The sequence below is a fragment of the Microbacterium azadirachtae genome, from assembly GCF_000956545.1.
GTDB lineage: Bacteria > Actinomycetota > Actinomycetes > Actinomycetales > Microbacteriaceae > Microbacterium > Microbacterium azadirachtae.
In genome coordinates this window covers 53,024-69,860 of the sequence record NZ_JYIT01000084.1, presented here as the reverse complement: position 1 = coordinate 69,860, position 16,837 = coordinate 53,024, and the positions used below count along the sequence as shown (strand labels likewise).

Annotated in this window: 15 protein-coding genes; 3 read left to right on the top strand and 12 right to left on the bottom strand. The window is 71.8% G+C overall.

Going from position 1 to position 16,837, the window contains the following annotated elements:
• Nucleotides 1-173 precede the first annotated feature (173 nt).
• The 6 genes from RL72_RS15355 to RL72_RS15330 all read right to left on the bottom strand — a co-directional run bounded on the left by RL72_RS15355 (nt 174) and on the right by RL72_RS15330 (nt 5,781).
• A complete protein-coding gene (locus RL72_RS15355) occupies nt 174-2,318 on the bottom strand; it encodes a DEAD/DEAH box helicase (protein WP_045251751.1) in 2,145 nt (714 codons plus the stop codon).
• Nucleotides 2,319-2,537: 219 nt separating this feature from the next.
• Entirely contained in the window at nt 2,538-3,542 is a 1,005-nt protein-coding gene (locus RL72_RS15350; RefSeq protein ID WP_045251750.1) for a bifunctional riboflavin kinase/FAD synthetase, read from the bottom strand.
• Nucleotides 3,539-3,958 carry a hypothetical protein gene (locus RL72_RS15345; protein WP_156156822.1) on the bottom strand — a complete coding sequence of 140 codons (420 nt, stop codon included), beginning with the start codon at nt 3,956-3,958 and terminating at the stop codon, nt 3,539-3,541. Before RL72_RS15345 ends, RL72_RS15350 begins: the two co-directional genes overlap by 4 nt.
• Before the next feature lie 136 nt (nt 3,959-4,094).
• Complete coding sequence (locus RL72_RS15340) at nt 4,095-4,466, bottom strand: hypothetical protein (protein WP_045251748.1); 372 nt, start codon at nt 4,464-4,466, stop codon at nt 4,095-4,097.
• Nucleotides 4,463-5,359 carry a tRNA pseudouridine(55) synthase TruB gene (gene truB / locus RL72_RS15335; protein WP_045251747.1) on the bottom strand — a complete coding sequence of 299 codons (897 nt, stop codon included), beginning with the start codon at nt 5,357-5,359 and terminating at the stop codon, nt 4,463-4,465. Before truB ends, RL72_RS15340 begins: the two co-directional genes overlap by 4 nt.
• A gap of 38 nt (nt 5,360-5,397) precedes the next feature.
• A complete protein-coding gene (locus tag RL72_RS15330) occupies nt 5,398-5,781 on the bottom strand; it encodes a hypothetical protein (RefSeq protein ID WP_045251746.1) in 384 nt (127 codons plus the stop codon).
• A gap of 40 nt (nt 5,782-5,821) precedes the next feature.
• Between RL72_RS15330 and RL72_RS15325 the strand changes: the two genes are divergently transcribed.
• Complete coding sequence (locus RL72_RS15325) at nt 5,822-6,100, top strand: hypothetical protein (protein ID WP_045251745.1); 279 nt, start codon at nt 5,822-5,824, stop codon at nt 6,098-6,100.
• Nucleotides 6,101-6,104: 4 nt separating this feature from the next.
• Nucleotides 6,105-6,995, top strand: a complete 891-nt coding sequence (locus tag RL72_RS15320) for an HhH-GPD family protein (RefSeq protein ID WP_045251744.1) — start codon at nt 6,105-6,107, stop codon at nt 6,993-6,995.
• A gap of 37 nt (nt 6,996-7,032) precedes the next feature.
• Here RL72_RS15320 and RL72_RS15315 read toward each other — a convergent pair whose 3' ends face one another.
• The 5 genes from RL72_RS15315 to nusA form a co-directional block, all read right to left on the bottom strand.
• The gene (locus RL72_RS15315) at nt 7,033-9,216 is read right to left on the bottom strand and encodes a LuxR C-terminal-related transcriptional regulator (RefSeq protein ID WP_045251743.1); all 2,184 of its coding nucleotides are present in this window, start codon (nt 9,214-9,216) and stop codon (nt 7,033-7,035) included.
• A gap of 204 nt (nt 9,217-9,420) precedes the next feature.
• Nucleotides 9,421-9,852 (bottom strand): 30S ribosome-binding factor RbfA, encoded by a 432-nt coding sequence (gene rbfA, locus RL72_RS15310; RefSeq protein ID WP_045251742.1) that lies wholly within the window; start codon nt 9,850-9,852, stop codon nt 9,421-9,423.
• Between the two features lie 142 nt (nt 9,853-9,994).
• Nucleotides 9,995-12,754, bottom strand: a complete 2,760-nt coding sequence (infB, locus tag RL72_RS15305; protein WP_248700492.1) for a translation initiation factor IF-2 — start codon at nt 12,752-12,754, stop codon at nt 9,995-9,997.
• A 60-nt stretch (nt 12,755-12,814) separates the two neighbouring features.
• Nucleotides 12,815-13,105: a YlxR family protein gene (locus RL72_RS15300; protein ID WP_045251740.1), complete on the bottom strand. Its 291-nt coding sequence runs from the start codon at nt 13,103-13,105 to the stop codon at nt 12,815-12,817.
• A gap of 122 nt (nt 13,106-13,227) precedes the next feature.
• Nucleotides 13,228-14,214: a transcription termination factor NusA gene (nusA, locus tag RL72_RS15295; RefSeq protein ID WP_045251739.1), complete on the bottom strand. Its 987-nt coding sequence runs from the start codon at nt 14,212-14,214 to the stop codon at nt 13,228-13,230.
• 123 nt (nt 14,215-14,337) lie between these two features.
• Between nusA and RL72_RS15290 the strand changes: the two genes are divergently transcribed.
• Entirely contained in the window at nt 14,338-15,714 is a 1,377-nt protein-coding gene (locus RL72_RS15290; protein ID WP_045251738.1) for a flavin monoamine oxidase family protein, read from the top strand.
• 30 nt (nt 15,715-15,744) lie between these two features.
• On the opposite strand, the gene RL72_RS15285 is transcribed toward RL72_RS15290, so the two are convergent.
• Nucleotides 15,745-16,785 carry an LOG family protein gene (locus RL72_RS15285; RefSeq protein WP_045251737.1) on the bottom strand — a complete coding sequence of 347 codons (1,041 nt, stop codon included), beginning with the start codon at nt 16,783-16,785 and terminating at the stop codon, nt 15,745-15,747.
• Nucleotides 16,786-16,837 lie beyond the last annotated feature (52 nt).

The window sequence follows — 16,837 nt, the reverse complement described above, 5'->3', positions numbered from 1 at the left end:
GCCTCGTTCGACACTAGTGCCGATCTGCTCCGCGGCGCCATTCGAGCGCGCCGAAAACCCGCATTCTTACGCACTCGCTCGCCGAGTTCTCGGCTTCTTGACGAAGAACGGCGCTTCACCACCCGAAAGCGGGTGAAGAAGCGCCGTTCTTTGCGATCGTTGCGGACTCCGCGTCAGCTGCCGCCCAGCGCCTCGCGGAGGAGGTGCATGAGCGCGGCCAGCTGCACCGACTCGCTGGCGCCTTCCTCGACGGCCTCGCCGTCGAGCGCGCGCGCCGCGAGGCCCTGCTTCTGGTCGATGAGCTCGGCGATCTTCGTGTCGAGCGTGTGCGCGGCGATGATCCGCCACGCCGTCACGGGCTCGTCCTGGCCGATGCGGTGGACGCGGTCGATCGCCTGCGTCTGCTCCGCCGCCGTCCAGCTGAGCTCCGCGAGCACCACGTTGGAGGCGGTCTGCAGGTTCACGCCGACGCCGGCGGCGGTGAGCGAACAGACCGCGATGCCGACCTCCGGGTCGCCGTTGAACGAGTCGATGGCCAGCTGGCGCGCGGGCGTGGACTGGTCGCCGCGGATCGAGACCGCCTTGATCCCCGCCGCCGCGAAGTGCGCCTCGGCCTGATCCATGACGTCGATGTGCTTCGCGAAGAACACCACCTTGCCCACCGAGCGCTGCAGCTGCGCCGCGTAGTCGGCGGCGAGCAGCGCCTTGGCCTGACCGATCTTGCGCACCATGGTGAAGACGTTGTCGCCCCCGGTGCCTGCGGCCTTGGACTCCTCGAGCTCGCCGTGCGCCACGAGACGGACGATGTCCTCGTCGATCTCGCCGTGCGCCAGTCCGCGGTCCCCGCGTGCCTCGATGATGCGCCGGTACTTCGCCGCCATACGAGCACCGAGCTCGGCCTCGGCCTGGCGGATGCTGCGGCCGAACTCGTCGTCCAGCTGCACCGGCAGGTCGGCGATGAGCTTGTCCGGCAGGTCGGCGGCGACGTCCTTCTTCTTGCGCCGCACGATGCCCATCGAGATGACCGCATCCCTGGCCTCGCCGTAGAACGCCTTGTCCGCGGGCGTGAGTCCGGTGGCGTCCAGCTTGTCCGCGAGCTCCGCGGAGGGGCGCTCGCCGTTGGTCCAGCCGAGGAAGCGCCAGATCGCGTCGAAGTCCTCGACGTCGTTGATCAGCGGGGTGCCGGTCAGCGCCATCAGCAGCGGACGTCCGTTCGGAGTCTGCTCCCTGATCCGCGTCGCGAGCGCCAGGACGTTCTGGGACCGCTGCGAGGACAGGTTCTTGATGAAGTGCGCCTCGTCGACGACCATCCCGCGCAGGCCGATCTCGCCGAGCCAGGACAGGTGCCGGTCCAGGATCTCGTAGTTCACGATGAACACATCGGCGAAGGCGTCGACGTCCTGGCCGTCGCCCTGGATGACGGCGGCTCGGCGCTGCGGCGTCCACCGCTCGACCTCGCGCGCCCAGTTCATCTTCACGACGTTCGGTACGACCACGAGCAGCGGGTAGGCGTCGGCGACCGACGCAGCCAGCACCGACTGCGCGGTCTTGCCCAGGCCCGGCTCGTCCGCGAGCAGGAAGGAGCGATGGCCGGCACGCACGGACTCGAGGAACCGGGACTGGTGCACCATCACCTCCAGGCCCTTCGGCGAGATGTGGTCGTACTCGGGCAACGGGGGCAGCTCCATCGAGGCCGTCGCACCGCCGGCGCCCGTCTCGAACGCCTTGTACAGCGGGCCCATCAGCTCCCAGCCGTCCAGACGACGACGCGGGGTCACGGCAGGACGCGGCGTCAGGTCGGGCGCGAGGAACGGGTTCGCGAGCATCCGCGACTCCACCGACGGCGGGGTCACCTGGCGCTCGGCGAGCGCGGCGGGCACGACGGGCGCCTGCTGCACCCGGATCACGTCGGCGATCACCAGCTCCTCGGGGGCGAGCTCCGCGCCCGACTCGAGCAGCCAGTCCCGCCGCATGCGCTTCGCGACGGGGCTCGTGGCCTGATCGGCCTCGAGCAGCTGAATGAGCGAGGTGTCGCGCGCAGCGGTCTTCGCGAGGATCGTCGCGACGCCGTCCAGCCGCTTGAGCTGCTCGGCGCGGGCGCTGTCGCCGAGCTCCGTGTCGCCCTTGACCCTGGCGCGCTCTTCGCGCACCAGGAACGCGATCACCTGGAACTTGACACGGTTCGTGGGCCCGAGCTTCCCGTGCTGGGCCTTGGCCTCGATCTCGCGCACCTTGCGCGCGAGGATCGGGATCAGCGGCGCGTCTTCGTCTCGGCGCGACGTCTTCTTCCGCCGGGTGGCGGTCGCCGTGGTCGGCATGCTCCTCCTGAGCGTGGATGCCGTCCCACACGGACGGCGGCTGGTCCGAACGATGACCGTCCGGATGGACGGTGCCTCCGGGCGATGCGATGTCCGCGGACGGCGACTGTCGGTCGGCAGTACGCGGACCGCGCGGACGGCGAACCCCGTAGGCGTGCATCGCGCACGTCGAACACAACGGGTTCGCGGTAAGTTTACGCCACTCGTGCGGTCACGCGGTCATGACGCGGGCGAGTCCGCGACCTCTGCTCCCCCGGCCGCCGGAACACCGGCCGGCTGCGGGACGCCGAGCAGGCTGCGCGCCTGCGCCACATCCGAGGCGATTCCCTCGACGAGCGCGTCCATGCTGTCGAACGCCGTCATGCCGCGCAGCCGGTGCGTGAACTCCACGGTCACGTCGTGTCCGTACAGGTCCAGGCCCGGACTGTCGATCGCGTGCGCCTCCACCTGGCGTTCCGGGACGTCGTCGAAGGTCGGGTTCGTCCCGACGGAGATCGCGGCGGGATGCGTGACCCCCGTGGTGTGGTCCACCAGTCGTCCGGCGTAGACGCCGTCGGCCGGGACCATCTCGTCCAGCAGCGTGGGCAGGTTGGCCGTGGGGAATCCGAGCTCGCGGCCGCGCTTGAGCCCGTGCACGACCTCTCCGCGCACCGACACGGGCCTGCCGAGCACGGCGCCGGCGAGCGTCACGTCTCCCGCGGCGAGCAGCTCCCGCGCCCAGGACGACGACACCCGCCGATCCGTGCCCTCGAGGAAGACGTCCTCGATCACGTCGACGGTGAAGTCGTGGTCCCGGCCCAGCTCTGACAGCAGGGCGGGCGTTCCGCTGCCGCCGCGGCCGAACCGGAAGTCGCGGCCCACGAGCACGGTGGCGACGTGCAGTGCGTCGACGAGGATCGACGTCGCGAAGTCCTCCGCGGTGCGCGAGGCCAGCTGCTCGTCGAACGTGAGCACCAGCACCGCGTCCAGTCCGCATCCGGAGAGCAGGTCGATCTTGCGCTCGACCGACACCAGGTCGTCGGGGCAGCGATCGGGGCGCAGCACGCTCAGCGGATTGCGGTCGAAGGTGACGGCGACCGTCTTCGCGCCGATCCGCGCGGCATCCTGCTGCGCGCGGCGGAACACGGCGCGGTGTCCGGAGTGCACGCCGTCGAACTTGCCGATCGCCGCGACCGTGCGTCCGAAGTCGGCGGGGATATCGGCCGGATCCCGGAAGACGATCATGCGGTCGGCCCTTCCGGCAGGATCTCCGCGGGCCGCGCCGACGGGCGATGCGCGATCAGCCACCACAGGCCGAACAGTGGCAGCACCAGGGGGATGAAGATGTAGCCCGAGCCGAACTGCGACCACACGGTCGGGTGCTGGAAGAGCGAGGGATGGGTGAGGCTGAGCGTGCCGACCACCAGCACGCCGACCAGCTCGAAGGCGATCGCGACCCAGGCGACGCGGTACCAGCCCGGCCGGCCCGACAGGATCAGGGCCAGGGTCGCCACGATGTAGACCACGGCGGAGAGCGCCGAGAGCGTGTAGGCGAGCGGTGCCTGATCGAAGGCGCGCGCGATCTGGACGAACGAGCGGCCCGTGGCGCCGAGCGCCATCACGGCGTACACGATCACGAGCACGCGCCCGATGCCGCGCATCCGCGGTCGCACCGGTGCGGTGGACGATCCCTCCGGCTGCGGGGAGGAGTCGGAGGGGGTCGAGGATCGCGCGGTGCTCATGGCGTCTCCATTCTACGGAACGGGACGGACACGGCGTCCGCCGAGACCGTTCCGTTCAGCCGCCCATCGGCGTCGTCCAGATCACCTGCATCCGCCAGATCATCACCGCGAGCGACAGCGAGACCACGCCCATGATCACCGTGCTCCAGCGGGACCGCTCAAGCAGCGCCCACGTCGCGCCGCCGATCGGTAGCAGCACGGCCGACACGAGGTACACCCCGTACTCCAGCCCGTCACCGCGCGCGGGGTTGCCTGCGAAGGGCGAGACGATCGCCATGACCACCTGGACGATCAGGAGGAGCTCCACCAGCGCCAGGGATCCCACCGTCCAGTCGTTGGGACGCTTCCCCGCGAAGCCCATGATCAGGCAGAAGAGTCCGGCCGCGACCGCCACCGCGAGCTGCACGACGGTGAACCACAGGATCATGACGCCCCCTCCGGCATGTTCATGGCGCTCTTCAGGTCGTCGCCGCGGCGCTCCACGATACCGATCAGGACGCCGTCCGGATCGATCGCCGCGGCGCGCGGGCCCTCGAGCCGGGAGCGCTGACCCACGAGGCGCTTGCCGTGCCGCAGGTCGACAGCTTCCTGGGCCGTCACGGGGAGCACGGGCAGGATGCGGCCCGCGGCGTCGGCCGACGTGAGCGGCTGCGCGTCGGCGAGATCGACGAGGCCCGTGGCGTCCGCCACGTCGAACGGACCGACGCGGGTACGCCGCAGGGCCGTGAGGTGCGCCCCGACGCCGAGGTCGGCACCGAGATCGCGGGCGAGCGCGCGGATGTAGGTGCCCGAGGAGCAGTCCACGACCACATCGAGATCGCGGGTCCCGGCGTCCCCCGCACGGTCGGCGAGCACGTCGAACCGCGACACGACCACGTCACGGGCGGCGAGGACGACCTCCTCCCCCGCGCGCACCCGGTCGTAGGCGCGGCGTCCGTCGACCTTGATCGCGGAGACGGCGCTGGGCACCTGCGAGATCGCGCCTGTGAGAGCCGCCACGCCGGCCTCGATCCGGTCCCCGGTGATCGCGGCGACCGCGTGCGGGTCGGCGGTGGAGACGATCTCCCCGTCCGCGTCGTCGGTGCCGGTGGTCTGGCCGAGGCGGATCGTGGCGAGGTACGTCTTGTCGGCGCCGACGACGAAGGTCAGCAGCCGGGTCGCGGCCTCGATGCCGACGACGAGCAGCCCTGTGGCCATCGGGTCGAGAGTGCCGGCGTGACCCACCTTCCGCGTGCCGAACGCCCGGCGGGTGCGGGCGACGACGTCGTGACTCGTCATCCCGCCCGGCTTGTCGACGAGCAGGATCCCGCTGGTTGCCATCCTCCCAGCCTAGGGGCGGAACGCCGGGTGCCCGAAACTCAGCCGCAGTACTCCGCCGAGGGCTTGTCCCGAGTCGTCACCGTCACCTGACGCACCGTGCGGGAGTCCGGGTAGAGCGTGAAGTACACAGCGCCCTGAGCGGGATCGCCCGTGCGGATCCACGGACCGTAGCCGCTCGTCCCCTCGGCCGCTCCCGGGTAGGCGGCACGCACCTGCTCCTCGGTCGACCCCACTCCGACCCCGCTGTCCGTCTGCGGGCGCGGCCCCGTCGTCGAGCCGAGCACCGCGATCTCCGAGACCACGGGTTCGGACTCGGACGAGTCCCCCGCCGCGACCAGCTGCAGCTCCGAGTCGCCCCAGAGCGCCGCCCATCGGCAGCTGTCGCGGATCGACCAGCCCGCCAGATCCGGCAGCGCCGACACCTTGTCTCCAAGCCGGACAGCGCCCACGCCGGCGGTCGAGATGATCCAGGTCGACGGCGAGGACGGATCCTCGGCCGGCGCCGACGACGAGGCAGGGGGGCTGGAGACCGGCGGTGTCGACGGCGACACCGCCGGGGACGCAGAAGGCGTCGGAGACGACGAGGTGGTCGCGGTCGGCGCGCACGCCGCCAATCCGATCATGGTCAGCACGGCCACGGCGCCGCACGCGAGCCTACTGGTGGTGGTCATCTCCGGTCTCCCTCTGTGTGGTTGCTCGTCCCCCGTCGCGACGGCGACGCCGTCCGCAGCCATAGGCTAGAGCCATGCCGCCCTCACCGACCCGCGGCGCGCCCGAGCTGATCGCCTGGTATCGCGCGCATGCCCGGGATCTCCCGTGGCGACGGCCCGAGTACCTCGCCCGGTACGGCGCGTGGGGGGTGCTGGTGAGCGAGTTCATGCTCCAGCAGACGCCGGTGACACGGGTGATCCCGCACCTGCAGGCGTGGCTCGCCCGCTGGCCGGACCCTGCGGCCCTCGCGTCGGCGACCGGCGCCGAGGTCCTGCAGCAATGGGCGAACCTCGGCTATCCCCGTCGTGCGCTGTGGCTGCATCGGGCGGCCGTCGCCATCCGCGACCAGCACGACGGCACCACGCCGCGCGATGTGGCGTCGCTGCTCGCGCTGCCCGGCATCGGCGACTACACGGCGCGTGCGGTCGCCGTGTTCGCCTTCGGAGACCGCCATCCCGTGGTCGACACGAACACCCGTCGCGTGATCGCCCGCGCCGTTCACGGCAGGGCGCAGCCCGAGCCGCCTTCGCGCCGAGACCTCGACGACATGCTGGCACTGCTCCCCGACGATCGGGGCGACGCCGCGATCGTGAACGCCGCAGCCATGGAGCTCGGTGCGACGGTGTGCACCGCGCGCACCCCCGACTGCGCGCGCTGTCCCCTCCTCGACAGCTGCGCCTGGCGCGCGGCGGGCTATCCGGAGAGCGAGGACCGGCGGCGCAGGCAGGCGCGCTACGAAGGCTCGGACCGGCAGGCGCGCGGCCGAGTGCTGCGCGCGCTGCGGCACGCCGACGGTCACCGGCTGCCGGCCGCCGAGGTCCTCGCCGACTGGCCGGATCCGGCGCAGCGCGATCGTGCGATCGACTCCCTCATCGCCGACGGCCTCATCGAGGCGGAGGACGGCGAGTTCCTGCTGCCCCGCTGACCCCTCCGCGCCCGGCTCCGGGGAGGCACAGGGACGGTCAGAGGTGCTGTTCGGTGCGGTGCGCGAGCACCGTCAGCTCGTGCCGGGTGCGGACGCCGAGCTTCGCGAAGATCCGACTGCCGTGCACCTCGACCGTCCGCACGGACACGTGCAGCGCCAGTGCGATCTCCCTGTTCGTGCAGCCCTGCGCCATCAGCAGCGCGACCTCCAGCTCGCGGGCGGTGAGGATCGTCTCCCAGGTGGCACGACACACCTCGAGCACGGGTGTCGAGACGTCGTCCCTCGCCCTGCCGGTGCCATGCCGCGGCGCGTCCAACATGCGCAGCCTGCGGTCGACCATGCCTCGCCATGCCTGCGCCCCCGACTCGTCGAAGAGGCTCTGTGCCGCGCGCAGATGCCGCACGGCGCGGCTCCGGTCTCCTCGCACGGCGCACGCCGGACCCAGCAGAGCCTCCAGCCGTGCCCGCTCGAACGGCGAGCGGATCCCCCTGCTCTCCGCTGCGATCTGATCGAGCTCATCGCGCCATCCCGACGTCCGGGTCTTCCGTACACGCTGACGCAGCAGGCGCGCGGCGGTCGCGTCCGGCGGCTCCGGTGCCCGAGGGGCGCCGAACGGCCCGATCTCGTCGAGCCCCGGCAGCGCGAACGGCTCGGGCGGCCCGCACCTGTCCGACCAGAGCCGCATGTGCACGGCGGCCTCGTCGCTGCGGCCCTGCAGGAACGCGCCGAGGGCGCGATCGACGAAACCCGTGCCCTCGCGCACCCACGGCAGGCACACTTCGAGATCGCGCGAGAGCGCCCCGACCCTGCCGTCCACGGCGAGCTCCAGCCGCCGGGACAGCGCCACCGCCAGCCCCGCGAAAGGCAGCGCCACCGGAAGCTCGTCGGCGGCCGCGCGGAGCAGATCCAGCGCGATCCCGATCCTCCCCGCCCAGACGTGCAGCAGCACCTCGGCGACGGCCCTGCGCGCCCGGTGCATCGGCGCCCGTGCCGGCAGCCCGGCGCAGATCTCCTCCGTCTCGAGGGCGTCGGTCTCCGTGAGAGCGTGCAATCCGGCGCGGGGATCCCCGCTCAGCCCGAGGTACAGCGCATGCGCGATGGACGCGGATCCGCCGCCGGCGGTCATCGTCGAGCTCCCGCCCGCCAGCACGTCGCACCAGGCCTGGAGCGCGGATCTCTCTCCGCGGTCGTGCTCCATCCCTGCGCCGACGGCGAGCCACGCCGCACTGCGTCGGTGGTCGCCGCGCTCCGCGCTGAGGAGTGCACCCCGCACAGCCGCCGAGCGGTATCCCTGGCTCGTCGCATCCCCGGGGATCAGGCCGGCGGGTGCGGGAACCACTCCGTGCCGGAGCGTGCGGGCGAGCACGTACGCCGCGGTGGCGTCTCCGCGGTGGGCGCCGTCGATGCGGCGCGCTCCCTCGATCCGCTCCAGGGCGTCCACGACCCAGCCGCCGGAGAGCGCGGCGTGACCGGCGCACAGCAGCGCTGCGGCATGCGCCGGCGTGCCGGATCGTGCGTGCGCCACGGCCTCCTCGGCGTGCGCCCAGGCGCGGGAGAGGGATCCCCTCCTCAGTGCGACGCGGGACTGGGCGACCAGCGGCTCGACGAATCCGGGATCGCCGGAAGCCGAACCGCGGGCGCGATGCCACAGCGCCGCGTCCGGATCTCCTGCGGTCGCGTATGCGGCGGCGAGCAGACGATGCGCACGGAGCCGGACCGACGCGGTCGACGCGGCGAGCACGGCCGTGCGGAGTGCGGCATCGCTGAAGCGGAAGATCCCGCCATGCGCCTCGACGAGCCGGCCGAACCGCGACGACACGATCCTGTCCGCGCTGCCGCCCGTGATCGCATGGAGCACGGACAGCGGACCTCGTCCGCACAGCGCGAGAGCGAGCACCCGGTCGGGATCCAGGTCCGGCGGCAGCAGGCTCCGCGACCGTGCCGCGAGTGAGGGCACGTTCGGCAGCGGGTCGGGCAGGGCGCGCCAGCCGCGCCGGCACTCTGCGCCCAGCGCCGCCAGCACCTCGGCGACGGCGACCGGATCACCCGCGCACGCGGCCGAGACGGCGGCACGCACGTGCGGCGCAGCGACGTCCCCCGGCGAGGGATCGTGACCATCGGCGGGTTCCGCAGCGCGCGTGCCCCGCGGACCGACGTCGGCGACGATCCCCCGTCGTGCGAGGTCGTGCACCGCCGGGCGCGCGCGTGTCGTGCCGTCCATCCCGCCAGCCCCCCGCTGTCGCAGACGCGCACGCCGCCGTGCGCTGTCTTCGGAACGTAGCAATGTCCGTCGCGCGAACCGCTGCTCATGGCGCTCAGTGACGGGGATGTGCCCGGCATTGCGCCATGAGACGACGAAGGCCCCGGGAGCGGTCTCCCAGGGCCTTCGTCGATTCCGGCGTGCCGCATCGCGGCGTCCGGCGGATCACTCCTGCGCAGCGTCCTCCTCGACCCGGTACGGGTCGGCGTCGCCGGCATAGCTGCCGGAGGCTGCGAGCTTCGCGACCTCCTCATCGCGCTCCCGCGCCTGGCGCAGCAGATCGCTGATGTGGTCGGCGTTCTCCGGCAGCGCGTCCGGGATGAACTCGAGCGTCGGGACGAGGCGCACGCCGAGCTGCCGGCCGACCTCCTTGCGCAGGAGGCCCGTCGCCGAGGTCAGCGCCGCACCGGACGCGACGCGCTCCTCCTCCGAGCCGAGCACCGTGTAGAACACGGACGCGTGCTGCAGATCGCCCGTGACGCGCACGTCGGTGATCGTCACGAAGCCGAGACGCGGATCCCGCAGCCCCTTCTCGAGGCGCTCGGCGAGGATGACGCGGATGCGATCCGCAAGTCGTGCCTGTCGTTCTCCGGCCATGTCCCTACCCTCTCACTCTCTCATCCGCCGCTGAGTCACGAACGGAGCAGGATGGCATCCTGTGGCGGCCGTTGGGGCGTCCGCGAAGCGGACCGGGCCCCCATCAGGCCGACACAGGATGCCATCCTGCGTCACCAGGCGCTTACGCGCGCGGCTTCTCCACCATCTCGGTCGTCTCGATCTCGTCGCCGACCTGGATGTCGTTGTACTTGCCGAGGCCGATACCCGCCTCGAAGTCCGTGCGGACCTCGGTGACGTCGTCCTTGAAGCGACGCAGCGACTCGATGGCCAGGCCGTCGGCGATGACCACGCCGTCGCGGATGACGCGCGCCTTGGCGTTGCGCGTGATCGTGCCCGAGCGGACGATGACACCGGCGATGTTGCCGAACTTCGAGGAGCGGAACACCTCGCGGATCTCGGCGACACCCGACTGGACCTCTTCGAACTCCGGCTTGAGCATGCCCTTGAGGGAGTTCTCGATCTCGTCGATCGCGTTGTAGATGACCGAGTAGAAGCGCACGTCCACGCCCTCGCGGGATGCGGCCTCGCGGGCCTTCGTGTCGGGGCGCACGTTGAAGCCCACGATGATCGCGTTGTCGATCGTCGCCAGGTTCACGTCGCTCTCGGTGATCGCACCGACGCCGCGGTGGATGATGCGCAGCTGCACCGAGTCGTCGACCTCGATCTTGAGGAGCGACTCCTCCAGCGCCTCGACGGCACCGGACACGTCGCCCTTGATGATGAGGTTGAGCGTCTCGACCTTGCCCTCTTCCAGAGCGCGGGTGAAGTCCTCGAGCGAGATGCGCTTGCGGGCCTTGGCCAGCTGGGCGTTGCGCTCGACGGCCTCGCGCTTCTCCGCGATCTGACGGGCCATGCGGTCCTCGTCGGTCACGATGAAGACGTCGCCGGCGCGCGGGACGGAGTTCAGACCCTGCACCTGCACCGGGCGGGACGGCGCCGCGGCCTCGACCGCATCGCCGTTCTCGTCGATCATGGCGCGCACGCGGCCGTAGGCCGTGCCCGCGACGATCGCGTCGCCGACGCGCAGCGTTCCGGACTGGATGAGCACCGTCGCGACCGAACCGCGGCCCTTGTCGAGCTTCGCCTCGATGGCGATGCCTCGCGCGGCCTTGTTCGGGTTCGCGGTGAGGTCGAGGCCCGCGTCCGCGGTGAGCAGCACGGCGTCCAGGAGCTCCTGGATGCCGGTGTTGGCACGAGCCGACACGTCGACGAACATGACGTCGCCGCCGTACTCCTCTGCGACCAGGCCGTACTCGGTCAGCTGCTGACGCACCTTGGCGGGGTTCGCCTCGGGCTTGTCGACCTTGTTGACCGCGACCACGATCGGCACACCGGCCGCCTGCGCGTGGTTCAGCGCCTCCACCGTCTGCGGCATGATGCCGTCGTCGGCGGCGACCACGAGGATCGCGATGTCGGTCACCTGCGCACCACGGGCGCGCATGGCGGTGAACGCCTCGTGACCCGGGGTGTCGATGAAGGTGATCGCGCGCTCGATGCCGTCGTGCTCGGTCCAGACCTGGTACGCACCGATGTGCTGCGTGATGCCGCCGGCCTCGCCGTCGATGACGTTGGTCTTGCGGATCGCGTCGAGCAGCCGGGTCTTACCGTGGTCGACGTGGCCCATGACGGTGACCACGGGCGGACGGATCTCGAGGTCGTCCTCGCTCTCCGCCTCCAGCTCGGCCTCGAGGTCGAGACCGAAGCCCTCGAGGAGCTCCTTGTCCTCGTCCTCGGGCGAGACCATCTGCACCTTGTAGCCGAGCTCCTCGCCGAGCACCTCGAAGGTGGCCTCGTCCAGCGACTCCGTCGCCGTGGCCATCTCGCCGAGGTTGAAGAGGATCGTGACGAGCGTTCCGGGCTGGACGGTGTAGCCGTTCAGCGCTTCGAGCTTGTCCGCGAAGTCGGCGATGGAGGCGCCACGACGCAGACGGATCGTCTCGCCGTTGCCCTTGGAGACGTTGACGCCGCCGACGACCGGCGCCGACCGCATCTCGAACTCCTGCCGCTTCGCCCGCCGCGACTTGCGCTGCTTGCTCTTGCCGCCGCCCTTGCCGAACGCGCCGGCCGTACCGCCGCCGGGACCACGGCCACGACCGCCGCCACCGCCGGGACGTCCGGCGAAACCGCCGGCCGGAGCGCCGCCGGGACGCTGGAAGCCGCCGCCCGCGCCGGCGCCCGCACCGGGACGGCCGGGACCGCCGCTGCGCTGCTGGAACGGAGCGCCGGGACGACCGCCGCCCTGGCCGGGACGACCGGGACGCCCTGCACCCTGACCAGGGCGGGGCGCGCCGACGCGCGGCGAACCGGGACGCGGCGCCTGCGGACGCGGGATGTTGCCCGGCGTCGGGCGCTGACCCATGCCCTGCTGCGACGCGAAGGGGTTGTTGCCCGGACGCGGGCCGGCGGGACGCTGGCCCATGCCCTGCGAGGACGCGAACGGGTTGTTGCCGGGGCGCGGGGCACCGGGCTTCGGCGCTGCCGAGCCGCCGGGCTTGGGCGCCGCCGTCTTCTCCGCGGCAGGTGCCGCCGGAGCCGCGGGCGCCGCCGGGGCCGCGGGCTTCTCCGCCGCCGGGGCGGGAGCCGTCTCGACCGGCTTGGCCGGACCCGGCTTCGGGCCGGGGGTCGGCGCCTTGGGGCCGGGCTTGGGTGCGCCGGGGGTCGCCGTGCTCTTCGCAGGCGCCGCCGGAGCAGCCGCCGACGCGGGCGCGCCGGCGGGCTTGTCGGCCTCGATCGCCGCGCGCAGCTTGCGCGCCACGGGAGGCTCGATCGTCGATGAGGGGGACTTCACGAACTCGCCGAGCTCCTTGAGCTTCGCGAGTGCGAACTTGCTGTCGACGCCGAGTTCAGCGGCGATCTCGTGCACGCGTGGTTTACCAGCCACAATTCTCCTGTCAGGGGTCGGTCCGCCCTGACAGGGCAGACCACTAGTCGCGGACGGGTCTCATTTCGAGCCGTTCACTTTGTTTCCATAGCCGTTCAGCCGTTTCTCGAGGGTCTGCATGTTCTCTGCTTCCGGGAATTCCAGCACAGGGGACACACGGAGCGCACGGGCGAAGGCGCGTCGCCGCTGGGCGGTCTCCACGCACTCCGGAGTCGGATGCACCCACGCACCCCGCCCCGGCAGCACGGCCTGCTCGTCGAAGACGAGCTCGCCGTTCCGGATGACCACCCTGATCAGGGAGGCGCGAGATGCACGAGCGCGGCAACCGACACACGTTCGTACAGGTTCCATCTTACACCTCAGATCTGGGGCGTCCTTACGCGACGCTCAGCGGAGACGTCGTCTCGGTCGCTGCGCGCCCTCGCTCCCTCTCGATCAGCGCCGCATCACCGCGGCTACGCCGCATCGATCCCTCACGCGTCGAGGATCGAGTCCGGCTGGATGTCGATCTTGGCGCCCGTGAGCTTGGCGGCGAGGCGCGCGTTCTGCCCCTCCTTGCCGATCGCGAGCGACAGCTGGTAGTCGGGCACGAGGGCACGGACGGCCTTGGTGCCGGCGTCCAGGACGAACGCGCTCGTGACCTTCGCGGGCGACAGGGCGTGCGCCACGAACGTCGCCAGATCCTGGTGGTAGTCGACGATGTCGATCTTCTCCCCCGCCAGCTCCTCGGTGACGGCCCGCACGCGGCGGCCGAGCTCGCCGATGCACGCGCCCTTGGCGTTGATCGAGGGATCGTTCGCCTTCACCGCGATCTTGCTGCGGTGGCCCGCCTCGCGCGCGAGTGCGACGATCTCCACCAGACCGGCGGCGATCTCGGGCACCTCGAGCGCGAAGAGCTTGCGAACGAGCCCCGGGTGCGTGCGGGAGACCGTGATCGCGGGACCCTTGGCGCCCTTCGCGACGGAGGTCACGTAGACGCGGATCCGGGATCCGTGCGTGTACTCCTCGCCGGGCACCTGTTCCTCCGGCGGCAGGATCGCCTCGACGGACCCGAGGTCCACGTGGATCATGCGCGGGTTCGGGCCCTGCTGGATCACGCCGGCGACGATGTCGCCCTCCTTGCCGCGGAACTCGCCGAGCACCGCGTCGTCGGCGATGTCGCGAAGGCGCTGTCCGATGACCTGCTTGGCGGCGAACGCGGCGATCCGGCCGAAGTCGTCCGGCGTGGAGTCCTCCTCGCCGATCACGACGCCCTCCTCGTCGAGGACCGGCACCATGACGGCCACGTGGCCGGTCTTGCGGTCGAGCTCGACGCGGGTGCCCTCGGTGAGCGAGCCCTCGTGGGAGTCGTGCTTGGCGTAGGCGGTCAGGACGGCCTGTTCGATGATCGCGATCAGCTCGTCGAAGGGGATCTCCTTCTCCCGTTCGATCGTGCGCAGCAATCCGAGATCGATATCCATGGCGGCCTCCCTGTTCAGCTCTCGTCGGCGCGCATCCGCACGCACGACATCCGTACAACGATACCCTGGTCCGGCTCCCCTGCGCGATCGACGGCCGCTCGCGCGCGGCTCCAGGAGGACCCGATGACCAACGACGACAGCGCGACCAGCCACGACGTGATCGTCGTCGGCGCCGGCATGTCCGGCGTCGTCGCCGCGCGCCTCCTCGCGGACGCCGGGCTGCGGGTCGTCGTCCTGGAGGCGCGCGACCGCATCGGCGGCCGGATGCACAGCGATCGCTCGGCGGGATTCCCCGTCGATCTCGGCGCCTCCTGGATCCACGGCATCGAGGACTCGCGCCTGGCCGAGCTCGTGCAGGCGCTCGAGATCCCGACGCTCGAGTTCACGGTCGGCAGCTTCCAGGCCGGCGGACGGCCGATCGCGGACTTCGACGGCGAGGGGCGGCGCATGACGGCCGACGCGAGCGCCCGGTGGGTCGCGGACGTCGACGCCGCCGACCGTGCCGTCGCGCAGGAGATCGAGGCGGCCTCCCCCGGCGACACCTACCTCGATGTGACTGAGCGCGCTCTCGACCGGCTCGAGCGCCTCCCCGACGCGATGGATCCGGAGCGCATCGACGAGATCCGCGAGTTCTTCCGCCATCGCGTCGAGGAGCAGTGCGGCGCCTGGATCGGCGACCTCGACGCCCACGGCGTGGACGAGGACGCGATCGACGGCGACGAGGTGATCTTCCCGCGCGGGTACGACGAGCTCCCGGCGCGGATCGCTGCGGGCCTGGAGGTGCGCCTCGCGCACGTCGTCCGGCGCGTCGGACGCGACCCCCGCGGCGTGCGGGTCGAGACGGACCGGGGGACGTTCTCGGCGGCCCAGGCGATCGTGACCGTGCCCCTCGGCGTGCTGAAGGCCGGCACGATCGCCTTCGAGCCGCCGCTGCCCGAGGCGGTCGCGGGACCGCTCGCGCGCCTCGGGATGGGTGTCTTCAACAAGGTGTTCCTGCAGTTCCCCGCACGCTTCTGGGAGGACGGGGTCTACGCCGTCCGGGCCCTCGGCGAGCCCGGGGAGCACTGGCACTCGTGGTACGACGTGTCCGCGATCAGCGGACGGCCGACGCTTCTGACCTTCGCCGCCGGTCCGTTCGGCCGTCGGATCCAGGGCCTGTCCGACGAGGAGATCGCGCGTGACGCGACCGCCGCGCTCCGCGCGCTGTACGGGGACGGGATCCCGGCCCCGAGCGCGCACCGGATCACCCGCTGGGGCGAGGATCCCTACGCGCAGGGCTCCTACTCGTATCTCGCCACCGGGTCCTCGCACCACGACCACGATGCGCTGGCCGGACCGGTGGACGGCGTGCTGCACTTCGCCGGCGAGGCCACCTGGGGCGCCGAGCCCGCGACCGTCGGCGGCGCCTATGCCTCGGGTGCGCGGGCGGCGGAGCGCGTGCTGGGCCGGCCGGCGGATCTCACGGCGTTCGCGGCGGGGATCCGCGCCGTCGCGTCCTGATCCGCAGGGTGTTCGGGCGCGGCGCGCCGCTCAGGCGGACGGAGCGGTTCCCAGCCGGTTGATCGCGCCGATCAGCCGGAACAGGGACCCCACCGCGCGCTGGTCGAGGTGCAGGGTGAGTCGCGGCAGGTCGAGCTGATCCTTGTCCGCGAGCTCGACGGGCAGCGGCCCGCTCCCCTCGATCCGCCCGGAGGAGAGCATGGACCCGAACTGCTCGTTGAGCTGCGCGATCTCGTCGCCCGTGGGCTCGGCGCGCAGGCGCAGCACGAGGACGTCCCCGACCCAGCGCAGCGAGTCGTAGTTGCGCCAGAATCCGGTGATCGCCGCAGTGGCCTCGTCGACCGAGTCGGTGATGCGCACCCGGTCGAAGTCACCCGGCGAGATCACCCCGGTGGGCGCCAGATCCTCCTGCACGAAGCGCTCCAGCCCGTGCCAGAAGCTGCCGCCGGGCTGGTCGAGGAGCACGATCGGCATCGGCTCCGCCTTGCCCGTCTGCTGCAGCGTGAGCAGCTCGAACATCTCGTCGAGCGTGCCGAACCCGCCGGGGAGGCAGATGAAGCCGCGCGACTCCTTCATGAGCATGAGCTTGCGCGTGAAGAAGTACTTCATCGCGACGACGTGCTCCTGCTCCGCGACGATCGTGTTCGCCTTCTCCTCGAACGGCAGCCGGATCGACACTCCCAGCGAGCGGTCGGGCCCCGCGCCCTCCGCCGCGGCCTGCATGATCCCGGGGCCTGCACCGGTGACCACCATCCAGCCTTCCGCCGCGAGCGCGGCCGCGACGTCGCGCGCCTGCCGGTAGAGCGGATCGTCCTGCGCGGTGCGGGCGGAGCCGAACACCGTGACCTTGGGCACGCCACGGAACGGCGCGAACAGCCGGAACGCGTCGCGCATCTCGCTGAGCGCCGCCGAGGCGATCTTCAGGTCGAGGCGGTCGGTGCGGTCCTCGCCCAGCAGCACCGCCGTCTGCAGCATCCGCAGCACGAGGCGCCGGTCGGCGTGCACTCCGGCGTCGTCGAGCACGGCGTTGATCTCGGCGCGCAGGGCCGGCGGGAGCAGTTCTTCGGTCATGGCTCCAGCGTGTCACGCCGTCCGGCCTCCCGAGCGCGACCGCGCCGGGGCG